General features: G+C 56.9%; 8 protein-coding genes and 1 CRISPR repeat array. Of the genes, 2 read left to right on the top strand and 6 right to left on the bottom strand.

The genetic code is table 11. From position 1 onward, the window contains the following. The first annotated feature begins 135 nt into the window (after positions 1–135). Together KTJ78_RS04385 and KTJ78_RS13865 are read left to right on the top strand one after the other, a co-directional pair. Positions 136–741 (top strand): helix-turn-helix domain-containing protein, encoded by a 606-nt coding sequence (locus KTJ78_RS04385; protein ID WP_217132972.1) that lies wholly within the window; start codon positions 136–138, stop codon positions 739–741. A 464-nt stretch (positions 742–1,205) separates the two neighbouring features. Beyond that, entirely contained in the window at positions 1,206–5,576 is a 4,371-nt protein-coding gene (locus KTJ78_RS13865; RefSeq protein WP_217132970.1) for an Ig-like domain-containing protein, read from the top strand. Positions 5,577–5,843: 267 nt separating this feature from the next. Then, a CRISPR array of direct repeats spans positions 5,844–7,092; the repeat unit is 29 nt; unit sequence GAGTGCCCCGCACATGCGGGGATGAGCCC. A 174-nt stretch (positions 7,093–7,266) separates the two neighbouring features. Here the strand turns inward: KTJ78_RS13865 and cas6e are convergent. The 6 genes from cas6e to cas3 are packed head-to-tail and all read right to left on the bottom strand — an operon-like array spanning position 7,267 to position 15,044. Then, a complete protein-coding gene (cas6e, locus tag KTJ78_RS04375; RefSeq protein ID WP_217132968.1) occupies positions 7,267–7,962 on the bottom strand; it encodes a type I-E CRISPR-associated protein Cas6/Cse3/CasE in 696 nt (231 codons plus the stop codon). Further along, positions 7,959–8,666: a type I-E CRISPR-associated protein Cas5/CasD gene (gene cas5e, locus KTJ78_RS04370; protein ID WP_254259371.1), complete on the bottom strand. Its 708-nt coding sequence runs from the start codon at positions 8,664–8,666 to the stop codon at positions 7,959–7,961. The genes cas6e and cas5e overlap by 4 nt, the downstream gene beginning before the upstream one ends. Positions 8,667–8,669: 3 nt before the next feature. After that, positions 8,670–9,785: a type I-E CRISPR-associated protein Cas7/Cse4/CasC gene (gene cas7e / locus KTJ78_RS04365; RefSeq protein WP_217132967.1), complete on the bottom strand. Its 1,116-nt coding sequence runs from the start codon at positions 9,783–9,785 to the stop codon at positions 8,670–8,672. A gap of 38 nt (positions 9,786–9,823) precedes the next feature. Beyond that, positions 9,824–10,501, bottom strand: coding sequence for a type I-E CRISPR-associated protein Cse2/CasB (casB, locus tag KTJ78_RS04360; RefSeq protein WP_217132966.1), 678 nt, complete (start codon positions 10,499–10,501; stop codon positions 9,824–9,826). After that, the gene (gene casA / locus KTJ78_RS04355) at positions 10,498–12,183 is read right to left on the bottom strand and encodes a type I-E CRISPR-associated protein Cse1/CasA (RefSeq protein ID WP_217132965.1); all 1,686 of its coding nucleotides are present in this window, start codon (positions 12,181–12,183) and stop codon (positions 10,498–10,500) included. Before casA ends, casB begins: the two co-directional genes overlap by 4 nt. After that, positions 12,180–15,044, bottom strand: a complete 2,865-nt coding sequence (cas3, locus tag KTJ78_RS04350; protein ID WP_217132964.1) for a CRISPR-associated helicase Cas3' — start codon at positions 15,042–15,044, stop codon at positions 12,180–12,182. Before cas3 ends, casA begins: the two co-directional genes overlap by 4 nt. Between the last annotated feature and the right edge of the window lie 130 nt (positions 15,045–15,174).

Below are 15,174 nucleotides of genomic sequence, written 5' to 3'. Positions count from 1 at the left end.
TGGTGGCTTTGTGTGTTGGTCTTTGGGCTTGGGCTTGGGCTTTTGGTGTTGGCCTTTGAACGTTGGTCAGACACTGAGTATCGCGGCGTGGGTGCGACTTGGCAAACATATTTGCCGAATGGCAATATGGGGGGTATGAACAGCACCGCTGACGAAACCCTCGACACCGTTGGGCCGAGGCTCAAGAACCTGCGCCTGCGCCGTGACGTGACCCTCGTGGCGCTCGCCGAAGCGACCGGCATCTCGGCCAGTACCCTCTCGCGCCTCGAAGCCGGGGTGCGCCGCCCAACTCTTGAGCAACTGCTGCCGCTCGCCCGGTACTACGGCGTCACCCTCGACTCGCTCGTCGATGCCCCGCGCACCGCAAACCCGCGCATCGACCTGCGGCCCATGACGATTGATGGCGGTGCGATTGTGATTCCGCTGACCCGCCGCCCCGGAGGCGTGCAGGCCTACAAGTTCGTTCTGCCCACCGGCAACGACGACGACGTACCCAAGCCGCGCACCCACGAGGGCCACGACTGGGCCTACGTGCTGAACGGCACCCTGCGGCTCGTGCTCGGCGACCAAGACCTCAGGCTGCAGGCCGGCGAGGCTGTCGAGTTCGACACCCGCACACCGCACTGGTTCGGCGCCACGAGCGCTGGCCCGGTCGAGTACCTGAGCCTCGTGGGGCGGCAGGGGCAGCGGGCGCACGTGCGGCCGGCCATCGGCGAGGTGGCGGGTGAGTCGGCGGGCTGATCCGCTCGGGTGCCTGTGCGCGCGGCTGTCGCCTGCCGCTCGCAGCGCCCCTGTCTGAGACTTCTCGGTTTACTTGACGAAAAGCAGGGTGTTTCTGGCTGAACACCCTGCTTTTCGTCAAGTAGACCCCAAAGCCGCCTTTCTAATGCACCGAAAGCTGGCTAAGCTACTCAGAGCATAGACGGGGGTTTTAATCGGGGGTTAGTCGCCGCTGACCGGCGCCCGCTTCGTCGTCACAGTTGTCGCTTATAGGGGAAGAGCAGATCAACATGAAACAAACCATGGGTCGCACGTCAGGGGTTCAACGAACCAAAAGAACCGTTCGAAGGGCTCTCCAAGTAGCAATGGCTAGCGCGCTCGCGAGCCTCTTGCTACTCCCGGGCTTGCTGGCTCCGGCACCGGCGCAAGCTGCCCCACGCGTGGTCACACTGCCCTGGAGTTACGATAGTTTCTACGGCGAATTCGTGGAAGACACCGATGTCAAGATTCCTGGCGGGGTTGAAGAGGTCAAGGTTCTTGCCGAATCTGCCTCAGGGGGAGACGGCGCCGCGGTGAAAAATGGTGGTAGCGGCGGTAAGGGCGGAGCAGGCTACCGCGGCTATCTCGACGCATGGAACCCGCAAACGTTGCCCGTCGAGCCTGGTGGGGTGCTTCAGGTGCGCGTTGGCAAGAAGGGGCAGGACGCTCGGGGTGATCGCGGCGGCAAGGGCGGTTCGGGAGGCGTCGCTGGTGGCAACGGCGGCAATGGCTTTAACAAGGGAGGCGGTGGCGGCGGTGGCGGCGGATCAACGAGCATCACCTATCTCAAGCCAAATGGCACACAAGGTTGGTTTTTTGAGCTCTCTGGCGGCGGTGGCGGCGGTGGCGGATCATCCGACTACCCCAATGTCCCGCTTCACGGCGGAGACGGAGCCGTTGCTGGCAAAGCTTCGTCGAATGGAATACCAGGGTCTAACCCACATCACGCATACATAAACTGCGCCTATGACTCAGAGACGAAGCATGGAACGACCTTCGCCGGCAACCAGGGTATGTCGGGTGGCGGTGGCGGCGGCGGGGGCAGTAGGAATTCCTACGGCTGCGGCGGGCACAGCGTGCAAGATTCGAGCGGTGGTGGTGGATCGAGTAGTGCTTTCATCTCGAGTGATTCAGAAATGATTGATAACGCACTGCGCTTTGACGAATACGGTGGAACAAGCGGCAACGGCTGGGTTTGGATTAGCGCAGAGCCCACTTCAGTGGTCAGTCTCGATACCAGTAAAACGAACCTGTGCGTAGGCAATGAGCAAACCGTCGATATTGCTGTCAAAAATGATAGTGGTGCGGCGCAGCCCCTGGTGCTTCTGAACCTTTGGCTTGAGTCGCCGGGTAAGGAAAAGGAACTCGTGATGAGCAGACACTTTGGTGCTGTTGTCGAGACGCACAGCCTCGGTGATCTGCCGATTGGCAAGCACAAGGCGAGCATCGAGATGAAGCCTGACTCGAGGGACTGGAACTTTCGAGGCCAAAACCTGGCGGCTGAATTGAACGTTATCGGCTGCGGTGAGGCAACCGAGACCGCGATCGAAGTCGCAGAAGATGGGTTGAAAGCAGCCCAAAAAACAACCGTTCAGGCTCACGTTCACACAGCGGCGGGGGCCCCGGTTCGTGAGGGGCAGGTCGCTTTTTGGGTCGCTCCCCCTGGAAGCGATGCAAACGAGCCCGAACCTTCAAACCGGCTGCTCGTCGCGGTTGGGCCTGACGGGGTTGCCTCGGCAGATATTGCACCACTGGGCCGAACAAACAGTTTTTACGCTGAGTATCTCGGCAGCGAAAACTTTTCGGGTTCTCTCGACAGTGTCGACCGAAAGGCTGCGGCCAGGTGGAAAACGGAGTTGAGCTTCACGCACCCAGAGACGATTCTGACTGGTAGAATGATTAAGTTTTCGATGCAGGCACGGGCTATCAAGAACCCTGGCGACCCGGTGTATTGGGGTGAAAACGATCATGTCACGACACGGTTATCACTCGATATGGTGGGCCAGAAGACAGGCCACAGAGAGAACTACAAGGGTTTTTCGCTACCAAGCTTTAACCGTTCCGAGGGGGTCAGCTTTCTCAGCGCCAATGACCTGGTACTGCCAACTCCCGTCGATGTCTACGATTACACACTCAGTTTTTTGGAAGAAGACCCACTGTTTGATGCTGACCCGATACACGGCACCTTCACGATTGTTGAGCCCAGCAATAGTATCGATCTGGTTGTGCCCGAAACGGTAGAAGTGAGTGCAAGCGATGTGTTTGCCGAGGTTCTGGTGCAGTGGCAATCAGGCCTCGAACTCGCTGACGGTGAGGTATTCGTTGAGATTGACGGCGCCCCTGTCGAGAGTCAGGGCTTGACCAACGGGAAAGGCTCATGGCCGCTAAACACCGATGCGCTGGGCAAACACACGGTCACTGCAACGTACACGCACTCTGATGATAAAAGTGTGTTGAGCGCGAATGCAGAGTACGAGGTCACCAAAATTGAATCTGTGACGACGCTTGCGCTTGATGAAGAAACGCTTGTGTACGGTGACGATGCACGCGTCACGGCACAGGTATCGAACGCTGTCCCGGCCGTGCAGCCTGAAGGCACCGTCACCTTCTATATCGACGACGAAGCCATCACTTCAGCTGCTCTGGAAGACGGTGAAGCAACGGCGACCTTCGAGGCAGGTCTTTTTGACCGGCTGGGAGATGTGGCGATTCACGCCGAGTTCACTCCCAGCGCCGAGTTGCCAATGGTTGGGTCAAAGTCGAGCGCACAGGTGCTCACGGTTGTTGCACGACCGACAACAGCGGCTGCAACCGCGCCCGAGTCGCTTACCTACGGCGAAGCACTGCGTGTTGAGGTTGCTGTTGATGGAGACGGGCTTGAGCCGAAGGGCACCGTGCTCTTCACCTCTGACGACGATCTTCGTGAAGAGGTAGAGGTGCGCGACGGCGTAGCAACCCTTGTGATCGATCGCCCAGGTGTTGCCCTTCACACGATCGAAGCCAAGTTTGTTCCGGCCATGGGGCACCCGCAGCTTGGCTCGGTGGCCAAGCCTGTGACGGTTGACGTGCAACCGAGAGCGACCGAGCTGACACTCGCTTCTGAGAGGCCCGCGCTCACCGTGAAAACGTCTGAAACGATGAGGGCTGAGGTCTCGACAGATCTCGACGGGTTAGTGCCAGAAGGCACGGTCATTTTTGAGGTCGATGGTCAGGAGGTGGCTGCCGAGCACACCCCGAGCCGTGTTACTGGTTCAACGGCCGTGTTCGAAACAGACATCACCATCGACCTGGTGACCGATATCACGCTTTCAGCGCGCTTCGTGCCTGAGCCAGAGTTTCTTGAAAGCTCTACCGAGGCTGTGTTTGCGGTGCAGCTTGTTCAGAGCGAGTTGAAAGCGGCGCTCTACGGGCTCCAGACTTACGGCGAGAGTCTCTCGTTGCTCATTGCGGCAACGACTCCCGAATCTGACTGGGCAAAGGCGAGCGGTGCCATCACGGTGACGCTGAACGGTGAAGAAGTCTTTGAACCACACCTTGCTGAAGACGGTACGGTGACCATGCCGTTTACCGGGCTTCCCGCTGGCGAGCACAGCGTCGTTATCGAATACCCCGGCACCGACGACATCGCTGCAGCGTCGTTCACCATGTCGTTTGTTGTGAAACCAGCTAAGAGCAGTGTTTCCATCGAGGTTGATCGCGCTGCTCTTGCCCTTGGCGAACCTTTCAGCGTCACCACAACGGTGAATAGGAGCGGCCTCGGTTCACTGCTGAGGCTTGCGCCCGTTCCCGCTGACGGAGACGTTGAGCTGTTCGTAGACGGGGCCTCATCGGGTACCGTGACGCTGGTTGATGGGCAGGCCGAGGCGGATCTTCCGGGTCTCTCTGGCGGTGCGCACGTCGTGACCGCGCGATACCTTGGCAACCAGAACCACGAGGCATCAGAAGCTCAGGTTGATATTGAGGTTCCTTTGGCTGCGACTACTGTTTCGGTTGAGGCCGCTCCTATCGAGCTCGACGAGGGCGACACGACAGTGCTGACCGCGACTGTTGGCGGCCTGCTCGATGGTTTTCACCCCGCTGGTACCGTGCAGTTTTTTGCCGGCGACAAGAAGCTCGGTGAGCCCGTTGCGTTGAGCGGCGGTGTTGCGAGCCTTCCGGTGAACGATCTCGTCTCTGGCACTCATGCAGTGGCGGCAGTGTTTAGCGGTGACAGCAACTACGAGGCCGCGGCCTCTGAGGCGATTGAGGTGACTGTTGCGCCTGCGACAGACCCCGAGAACCCAGATGGCGACGGCGATACTGACGACGCCGATACTGACGACGGTGGCACTGACGACGGCAACACTGACGACGGTGAGAGCGGTACCGACACCGACGGCGGTACTGATGCCGACGCCGACACCGACACTGATGCCGATGCCGATGCCGATGCCGACGACGGAACTGACGGAGCTGACGGAACCGGTGGCGATGCTGGTTCTGACAGCGGCACGAGCACCGACGATGGAACCGATACCGACGACGGCAGCGGCACCGAGACCGACGGAGAAACCGGTCCCGGAGCTGACACCGACGGCAACACCGGCCCCGGCCCCGACTCCGGTGAGGGCCCCAATGGTGGTGGCCATGCTCCCTCCGGGGCAGGGGAAAACGGAGTGCCGGGAGCAGGCTCTGCGAACCACAACACCGGCCAGGGCCACCTTGCTCAAACCGGTGGGGTAGCTTACGAAGCGTTGCTGTTGGCGGCGATGATGCTTCTGACTGGAGCTTCGTTGCTGGTGATGCGGCGCAGTCGGCAGACGCGCGTGCGTCGCTAGCTGACGAAGACCGGGGCGATGATCCGCTGATTGCCTCAGGGAGCCATCATTTCTGATCCACTTGACGAAAAGCAGGGTGTTTCTGGCAGAACACCCTGCTTTTCGTCAAGTAAACGCGATCGAGGCTAGTGTGAGCCGCGATACAGCTTTGCTGCCTGATAGGGAGGAGTGGGAAGTGACATCCCTATGAAATTATTACTTCAGAGTAAGTGTCGAAACTCAATTTTTTAATGGATTATTTTGCTCGAACGCTAGTGTTTCTTATGTGAGTGCCCCGCACATGCGGGGATGAGCCCACGGGTCGAACGCGCTGAAAGGCGTATGCGGAGAGTGCCCCGCACATGCGGGGATGAGCCCGCACCCCACCCATCAGGCCGGACCGTCACTGCGAGTGCCCCGCACATGCGGGGATGAGCCCCCTGCTGGGCGGCGTCCACGTTGACCCGGCGAGAGTGCCCCGCACATGCGGGGATGAGCCCCCGGCGACTGTCACTGAAAACCCTGACGGGGTGAGTGCCCCGCACATGCGGGGATGAGCCCAAGGAAGAAGGAAAGACATGGAAGAAATCATCGAGTGCCCCGCACATGCGGGGATGAGCCCCATTCACCGTGACCTGCGACCCACCATGGATCGAGTGCCCCGCACATGCGGGGATGAGCCCGAAATCTGTTGATTCTTTGCCCTCGATGAGTGGAGTGCCCCGCACATGCGGGGATGAGCCCTAACGGCGACTTCACTTTCAAGCTCGAAACCTGAGTGCCCCGCACATGCGGGGATGAGCCCCGCAAGCTCAAAGAATCACTGCACACCCACCGGAGTGCCCCGCACATGCGGGGATGAGCCCGCCGAGCAGCGCCCCACCAAGCACGAGCAGCGGAGTGCCCCGCACATGCGGGGATGAGCCCCTGAGGAGAATAGACCGGCTTAGTCTGAATTCGAGTGCCCCGCACATGCGGGGATGAGCCCAGTCCGTCAGATGTGATGCCGTAGATTTTCGCGAGTGCCCCGCACATGCGGGGATGAGCCCGGCAAGACGTACGAGATTGACTGGCCGAACGAGAGTGCCCCGCACATGCGGGGATGAGCCCTCCGTCGTCATCGCTCACCACCTCAGCATCTTGAGTGCCCCGCACATGCGGGGATGAGCCCAGCTGCGGAACGTCATCGGAGTAGACAGTTCTGAGTGCCCCGCACATGCGGGGATGAGCCCATTTACCGGCGCTGCATGGAATCAGGATCGTGGAGTGCCCCGCACATGCGGGGATGAGCCCGACCGAATCCGTTCGGTTGACGGTGGAGACGAGAGTGCCCCGCACATGTGGGGATGAGCCCGCGTTGTTGACATTGTTTTGCGGGCAGACTCGGAGTGCCCCGCACATGCGGGGATGAGCCCTCGTTCACCGAGGCGACTAACCCCCGCCGCGAGAGTGCCCCGGACATGCGGGGATGAGCCCGACGAAGATTCGTGAGGTGTCAAGCAAATGCAGAGTGCCCCGTACATGCGGGGATGAGCCCAGCTGCGCGAGTCTAAGACTTAGACAGTCCATGGGTGCCGGGCAATATGGGTGCGGGCCTGGGGATACTACTGGTTTCCTTAACTTCGAAGGGTGCGCTGGCATGAACTCCTAATGTGCATGAAACTCTAGAACGGAATATCAAAGGAACCATGCCTGCCGGCATAAATCGTATTTAGGGTTTGCGAAGGGTAAGCATGCCGTAACCATATGACTTTGCTCTCCCGATTCCTCCCACCAAGGCGCGGCGTAGAGCAAGATCATCAGTGACGATGAGCCGCCCCTCAAAAACGGCCTTTCGAAGTGTGACCTTTTGGCTCGGTGCACCTTCGCGGTGCTTATAAGCAACCTGCTCTCTATTCTCCACGACTCTTAGATCGGTGATAGGTGCGTTGAGACCGGGAAAGTCAGTAACCTCATGAAGCTTGAAACCCCACTGCTCTGTACGCTGTTGAAACCATGTGATCTGTTGTTCTTCAGTCACCAAGGGAATGATGGTTCCACGTTGGTGTGCTCCGGGCTTGCCTTCTTGACGCAGTGCTTTTGTCGGGTTTGCCTGAAGCGTGAAAAGCCACTCGCTTCCGGTGGTAACCCGCTGCAAGAACCGCGTGTAGTCAGCACTTTGGCCGGGACTCGTCTTCCACCCGGCCTGTTCGGTGAGGTGCGAAAAATCGGGCTTTTCTGGGCTCACAACGTATAGCGTGTGGCGCGGATGGGCGTTATCAAGGCGCCAAAGCACACGTTCGTCAGTGGTGTGACTGTCGGGAGCAAAGAGTGAGAGCACACTCGCATGCATGGCCCGAGGGTTTGTAATGAGTTTTCTGGAAGCCCTGCGCTGTGGGTTGATCTCGAATTTCGAAAAATAGGTCATGAGTTTGCCACCTCAGTGAAGAAAAATTCTTGCGTGCCCCTACCTTTGCTATTTGTAACAGTGACCGAATCGTCACTGAGATATTCACGCCACGAGTACTGTCTGCGCTCCTGTGAGAAGTTGATGGGCACGTCTCTGATTCGATCGCCTAGTTCACCTGGGTGAGCATCGCGAAACATAGCAAGTGATACCTGTGGGGGTTGCTTGCGTTGATGAGCCAGTGAGGCTTTCCACGGTTCAGCTGCGAGAGCCTCGCGCAATCCTCCTTCGCGTATGCCGAGCAGCAGGTCTGGGGGTGCGGGGCAAGCCCGTCGACCGAGAAAGAGCGGATACTCGGGGCGCCTGATAGCGGCGGCTATTTTATTGATTATCTCGTCTTCTCCAGAGAGCCCTGCAACAAATACTGCGTCTGAAAGATACAAGCGAGTGCTGAGTTTTGGGCTTGCTTCAGCTTTCGTTGTGGCGTTCCAGTCGATCGCGGTTTGGTAGTCGCGTAGTAAATGCCCGGGTTGGTCAATCCGAACAGCGAAATCAAGCGAAGCAAGATCGTCGAGTGATTCGCCGCGAGCGCGTCCTAAGGCCGCAGCGACAAGACCAATGACACCAGATTTCGTGGGGGCGCGTTCTGTTTCTCTGATCCGAAACCTACTCGTGGCGCCCCAGGACTGTAACGGGCCGGCGAGTTTGAGCAAAACGGTGGGCAAGGCTCACGCTCCAGAAGTCTCAAGTGCTTCTGCGAGCATTTCACCGAGGCCAGAGAAAGTTGTTGGCTCACCGATTGACGCTGCGACCTCACCAAGTTCGCCAACGCCAATGACGAGGGTGCGATCGGCTGAGAAACCATATGCGTCTGACACTGCAGTGATTTCATTGACCAGCCTTTCAGCTGCAATCTTACGGCGCCCTAAGGTCTCAACGATGGGGTCTTCGAACGCATTGACGTACGAAACTGGTCTATCTGAGCGAACCTGCACGATCACGAGTTCAGGGAGCGTCTGGTTTGCAAAAGTGTTCTGTTTGCCGGTTGGCTGCGACGTTACAAAAGCCTGGACAAACGCTACCGTTGCTTGCTTTGCCGAGGTGGCATCGCCGAGGTTGCTGGCGAGGCCCTCGAGGTGAACGGTTGCATAACGGTACAACGTTGACGAGGTAAACTCGACTGTGCCAATCATGCCTGCACCCGACTCTTCGCCCTCGGCATCGATCACGTCATCAACAGCGGTGAAGTAGTCGTGTTCGGCGATGCTCTCGTGCACACTGATCGCGTGTGCCACCTGTGAAGCTGCATCCACATTAAAGTCAGGCGTATCAGCGATCATACGCCCGAATAGAGCGATGTCCACGCTCTGCTCAGTGTCGAGTATTTCATTGAGTTCTTTTTTGGTAATTGGTTTACCAGGCTCAACATTGAGCAGCGCCGTGGCCAGCTTCTCGATTTGACGTTTGCTGAAGAAAGCGAGGTACTTACTGCGTGCGTATGCGGTTCCTTCTTCACCCTCTTCATCGACGAGGTCGAGTGACCATTTTACTTGCTTAAAAGAAGCAATAAGAGCTTCTTGAAGGTCACTGTTGTTCACCTCTGGGCTGATAACTTTTGCTGCTGCGAAAACTCGCTCTCCTAGGCGTCTTGTGCGTTCGCCCAGGTTTTCTGCGTCGATATAATCGGGAAAAGCTTTTCGAATAGCTCGTTTCCAGGACTGGCTTGAGACTCGTTGCCGCTGTACCCCACCGTAGATTGCCGACTTTGGAGCGCCGGTATCGTCTCTGTTGATGTTGCTCGGCGGAAGGGTATGGAGTGCGTGAATATCAATGAATGTCGACATGGGTTCTTCTTTCTGCGGGCGTGTGGTGAGGGGAGGGGTCATTCTTGTGATTCGGCGACGGGAGTTTCGGGTTTGGCGAGGTAGCCATTGACAAACTCCCGGGAGAACCTCATGAGCACCCCATTGCGCTCACGCGGGGTGTAGAGCTGCGCAAGGTCAACGGCAAATTTTCCGTAATCAAAACCGATCTGCTGCGATCGCAAGAGCGTAATGAGAGAGCGGAGGTGCGAATTGATGGTGCTGCGAGACTGGGCAGTTGTAAATGCGTCAAACCGAGACTTGATTGACGGGCTTGTCAGTGTGACCAAGCGGCCAACCGCTTGTGCGAAGGATGCCTTGCGAACATGCATGTGGCTCGCAAGTGATTGCTGATGTGTTGAATACGACACGAGAGCCGTGTAAGCGGCGAGCTCGGCTGCTGAAGGAGTGTCACCGTGGCCGCGTAGACGTTCAGGGAATAACTCAGTTGAAACTGTGCTCGAAGTAGCGAGCCCGGTTGGGCCAAGAATAATCTGCCAGGCCTCCGCGTACACAGGATCACCAGACATAGGGGCCCGCCGAAGCTGTGCGAGCACGGCCCGTGCGCGAGCCTGTTGTTTTGGGTTGTTGCCTAAGAGCGCAGCTTGGATCCGTTCTACTTTTACGGTGACAAAAGTGCGGAGCTCTTCGTTTTTTGTCTGTGTGGGCTCTGGAGCGGCCTCAGTATTGTCGGTCATGATGCTCCGTTTTCGATCGTTGCGGTGTTTGGAAGGTGCTTAGAGAGTTCTTTGAGAAGCCAGATACGAGCTGTTCCGGTTGAAGTGAATTTCAATGAGGGCTCCTTTCCGGGAGCGTTGCTCATCGTGAGCCTGCCGTGTAAAGCCTGTGGCCCAGCCATAGCGGCCAGGTCATTTGCTTGGTGCAGAATGATGCCGCGGGCATTGCTTACCCACCGTGTTACCGCATCTGCTGGTGAGGGGTCAGTCGATAGCGAGACTAACCACTCCCTAAACGCACTTTCGAGTTTCACGAGCGTTTGTTCGGTGGCATGTGTATCGTGCGAATACTCCCCGCCAGCGGCAAGCGAGAGCATGCCAGAGAAAGAGCCGACTGCGCTCGCGGCCGAAAGTGTTCTTGCGACATTTTGAACGACGACTGCTGCGAGCTCGTTACCGTGTGCAGTGAGCAAACGAAGGCTGATCGGAATCTCGGTGTGAACCACGTGGGTAATAACCGAGTCTTGTGGGCCATATTCGAGACCGACAAGCTCGATGTTCACGGTGTTGCTCACTGACGAATCTTCTTGATCGATGAGATTGAGAATATTTGATGGGAGCTCGTTGGGTGTTTGCGATCGTGAATGCTCAGGCAGAGCAGCGTGCCGGTACATGAGGCTCTCGACACCGCGCCAGAAGGTTCGTTCGGCGTAATGCTTTTTAGGCAGATAGATGCTTTGCCCATTTTTTGACAGGTTTTTACTGAACTGTCGGGAGAAGAAAGGGTCAGTCTTGTTATTTTGAAGTTCGAGCTTGTCGCCATTTGTGACAACTACGCGACTAACTTTGCCCTCCTGAACGAAGAGCCGCACTCTACGGCTTTGCCAGGTGAGGGCATCGAGTGGACCCTCGGGAATCATTGCTATATCGTGACGAGATTCTGCGGTGCCCGCCGGTCTCTCCCAAGCAGGAAGATCTGTGTACTCACCACGTTCGATGGCATTAATGCTGTTGGCTAATTCTTTCGCTGGGAGGTTGAGCAATAACGTCTCAGCCAAGTGGCTTCCATGAAGAACAACACCGCCGCCTGAACCTACTGACCCGGTGCCGATCGGAAACCCCTTTCCGTTTTTCGTACGTGGGTCTCCGACCGCCGCTGGCTTGATTCCCGAGTAGTCGTAGGCCTGCACGTGCAGAAGCCAACGCGCTGCTTCAGCAAGGCTCAATGCTTCGAGGCTCTGACCAGCACGCGTTGAAAAGTAGCTTGACTCAGCGTCGGCAATTATGCGTGAAACGGGCAGTGTTTCGGCCTTGGTTGTTTCGAGATCGTGGACTTGATAGAAAGGCTGAGTGGGGTGTACAAGCCAGAAGCGGTCGCTGACGGTATTGAGGTAGGCCTTGATAGCGTCTTCGTGAAGAGCGCCGTTTGTGAGTTCAGCGGCCCACCAGTCTCGCTTGTCAGAGAAACCAGTATCGTCACCAGGAAGCTCCGCACTTCGCGTATAAGCGCGCCAGACTATTGCTGTCAATAGACGGAGCACTGCGAAGTCTTGCGTGGGCATCTCTCCTGCGATGCGGGCAATCAGTGGTGCCTGGGAAAAAATCTCTCGGAGGGAGAATTCTTGTACTGAGCCGTCAAGCATGACGACCTTGATCCACTGCTCTTCAACGAGGTTAAACGTTGCAGGGGTTCTCACGTTCATGACCGATTCCTATCATCTTGCTCGGGCAATGGGAGAAGTTCTAGCCCGAGCTCCCGGCTATACCGAAGCCTACCCCCCGCGAGTATGGCTTCGCCCTCTTTATTGAGGGGCAGGATAAGTTGTCCCTTTAAATGGCGAGATTGTTGCCAGGCATCAAAGAAGAATTGCTCTTCGAGCTCTGCGAGAGCGTTATCAAATGGCTCAGGGAGTGAGTAATAGAAGGGGAGGCGAACGCTGTCGAGCGCTATCTCTCTGGCGAGGTCGTCATCGACGGGTAGTGACCCGTGAAAATTGCGACTCATTTCAGCGCGTTCAGTGATGAGTCGATAGGTGTCATACTCGACCTGCGTAATGAGTAGAACCTCCAGCGTTGGCTCGATATCGCGCACCTGAGCAGCTGCTCGTATCTCTTGTAAATGTTCTGCCACCTGCGCTTCTCGCGAGGGCATTGCGTCGCTTATACGTTGATTGCGACGGGGAGCGTCAAGCAAATATGCCTTAGCGCGATTACGCTGAACCTTCTGCTGCGTCGCGAGTGATCGTTGGGTCTTTGTATAGCGCTCTCTCCAGGCTTTCGGAATCTCTGGCTCAGCCCGGTAGCTGTGTTGCACTAGCCGGCTTATTTCATCGGGTATGTGCAATTGCTCCTGCCCGTGAAGCTTCGGTTCGAGTAATGCATATGAAGATAAAAGAATAGCTTCGGCATAGATGCGTGTAGACGTTTGCGTGAAGCGGGGGGCGATTTCGGTTGAGCCGGGGGCCTCTATTCCTCGAACGAGAAGCTTTGGCTGGCGTAACCATTCTGGTCTTTCTTCTGGCTCTCGATCGTGGCGGTGAAGCCGTCCTGCCCGCTGGAGCAACAGGTCTGCCGGGCAGAAATCAGTGACCATGAGATCAAAGTCAAGATCAAGAGACTGCTCAACGATCTGAGTTGCCACGAGAACAAATCGCTTGGGTCGCGTACTCGTATGACTCGAGTTGGGGCCGAAGAGGCGTAACAGCTCTTGCTCACGTTTTTTGCGGTCACGCGCGGTGAAGCGCGCGTGGAGCAGAGAGATATCGCTCGCAAATGCTTCTTTTAGGTGGTCATAAACCTCTTGGGCCCTACCGACGGTGTTGCAAATGACCACAGCGCAGCCACCTTCAGTGCGAACGCGGTGGAGCGATTCGCTGAGCGCCTCGAGCGTATCGTCAAGTTCAGTCATGGTGACTGCACGTTTGTTGCCGGGCAGAGCGACGGGAGAGGTACTCGTCGATGAAGCACTGATCGAGGTGATGCGAGGGTAAGTAAGCGCTGGTGTTTCAGGGGCAAAGTGCGTTGTGGTGAGGCCGAGACCCAGCTGGTATGAACGCTCGATATCGTGACGAATCTTGTCAGGCAGCGTGGCCGATAGCAGTACCACTGATGCTCCGTAGGCGGCGAGCCATTCGATTGCGCGATTGAGGTAAACTTGCATATATGCGTCGTAGGCGTGGACTTCGTCAATAATGACGATTTTCCCCGCGAGGGCTAAGTGTCGAAGCATGACATGTTTGGTTTGAAGGGCCAAGCGCAGTATCTGATCGACGGTGCCGATCACCACATGCGAGAGTACTCCCTTATGTCTTCCGTAAAACCAGTCGTGCTGCATTACTAACCCGCTGTGCGACTCTTGCTCAACCGGAGTATCGCTCATATCTGCGTATCGTAAACCCATAAAGTTCTCGTTGAGCATGTTTTTAGAATGCGCAAGAAACATTGAGGTCATAGCGCCTTCGGGCTGAGCGTGTGAAGCCCATGTGCGTACTCGTTCGAAGAGTCCATCAGAGCTAGCCGTCGTTGGTGTACCGAAAATTACTCCGCCGGCTTGAAGGCGTTGCGCCATAATGTCTGCTGCAGCGAGACCGGCTTCGGTTTTTCCGCCGCCCATTGGCGCTTCGATGATGAGCAAAGTCGGTTCAGATACGCTCTGTGCGATACGCAGTGTCTCGTGCTGCAGTGCGTTTGGCGCATAATGGTCGGGCCACCCAAATCGCTGCTGATAAAAGGCTTCGGCTGAATCATTGCCGAGAAGTGACGGCTTCCATTGCCGAGGCGGATCAAGCAGCAGCATTGCCTTTTGTGCTCGAGAAGCCGATAGCGGGTCTCCAGTCACCTGGTTTGGGCCCTGCAAGGGGAAGAGTTCGGTGTTTGATGCGATCCAGTCGCTCATAATAACAACGCCGGTGATGAGCATTTGCGAGGTGAGGCCCATGCGCAGCTTGGGAAAGTCGTTCAGCATGGCGGTGGCCGACACGTGTGTGGCGGCATAGTCGAGCAGCTCGTTCCAGCAACGTTGCCACATTTCGTCATGCACCAGGTGCATATTACTGAGTTTGTTTTGCTGGGTTGATAGGGGTGGGAGGCCGTGGTGCGACCCAACAACCATTGACGTGAGTTCTGCTTCAGAGCGTCCCCAGCCATGTTTGTTCATGAGCCAGTGTTTGAGAATACCGAATGAAGCGACTGAGTGTTGAAGGTGTTCGACATCGAGCCCCGATGGGGTGCGCGAACTTATTGAAAGCCCGCTCTGTACGACTTTTTCGAGCAATATTCGATGGTCCGTGCTGTGAGCAACTTGCATCTGAAAGCTCTTCGTGGACTTGCCGATATCGTGAGCACCAGCGAGGAAACGGATGAACGTGCGTAACTGATCGTTATCTATGCCAAGGTCGGTGGTGAGCGCCCTCTTGATGTCGTTCGAAAGCCACTCGTCGAAGAGGAATCCGGCGGCGTCGGCCGAGTCGGTCATGTGCTGAGCAAGGCTCAGCCAGGTCTGCTCATCGCCAGTCTTTGCCCAGAGGGATAGTGCCTGTGGGGAGATTGCTGGGGTCTTATTCAAGATTGTGCACCCTTCTGGTTCAGAGCCCCAGGAACATCGTAGACGGAGGGCTATGTTTGTTCCTGGGGCCGTCTGATCATTCTATGAAGCGCAGAGTTTTTTGGCAATCAAGAAGATAAAGTTCCTAAGT

It is taken from the genome of Leucobacter chinensis (assembly GCF_019049105.1).
Taxonomy (GTDB): domain Bacteria; phylum Actinomycetota; class Actinomycetes; order Actinomycetales; family Microbacteriaceae; genus Leucobacter_A; species Leucobacter_A chinensis.
The sequence above is the reverse complement of the archived record's forward strand: the minus strand, read 5'-3'. Positions and strand labels throughout refer to the sequence as shown.

Bases quoted from the DNA above. Each gene is read 5' to 3' on its own strand.
- KTJ78_RS04385 (WP_217132972.1), top strand. From the start codon at position 136: ATGAACAGCACCGCTGACGAAACCCTCGACACCGTTGGGCCGAGGCTC.
- cas6e (WP_217132968.1), bottom strand. From the start codon at position 7,962: ATGACCTATTTTTCGAAATTCGAGATCAACCCACAGCGCAGGGCTTCC.
- cas7e (WP_217132967.1), bottom strand. From the start codon at position 9,785: ATGTCGACATTCATTGATATTCACGCACTCCATACCCTTCCGCCGAGC.
- casB (WP_217132966.1), bottom strand. From the start codon at position 10,501: ATGACCGACAATACTGAGGCCGCTCCAGAGCCCACACAGACAAAAAAC.
- casA (WP_217132965.1), bottom strand. From the start codon at position 12,183: ATGAACGTGAGAACCCCTGCAACGTTTAACCTCGTTGAAGAGCAGTGG.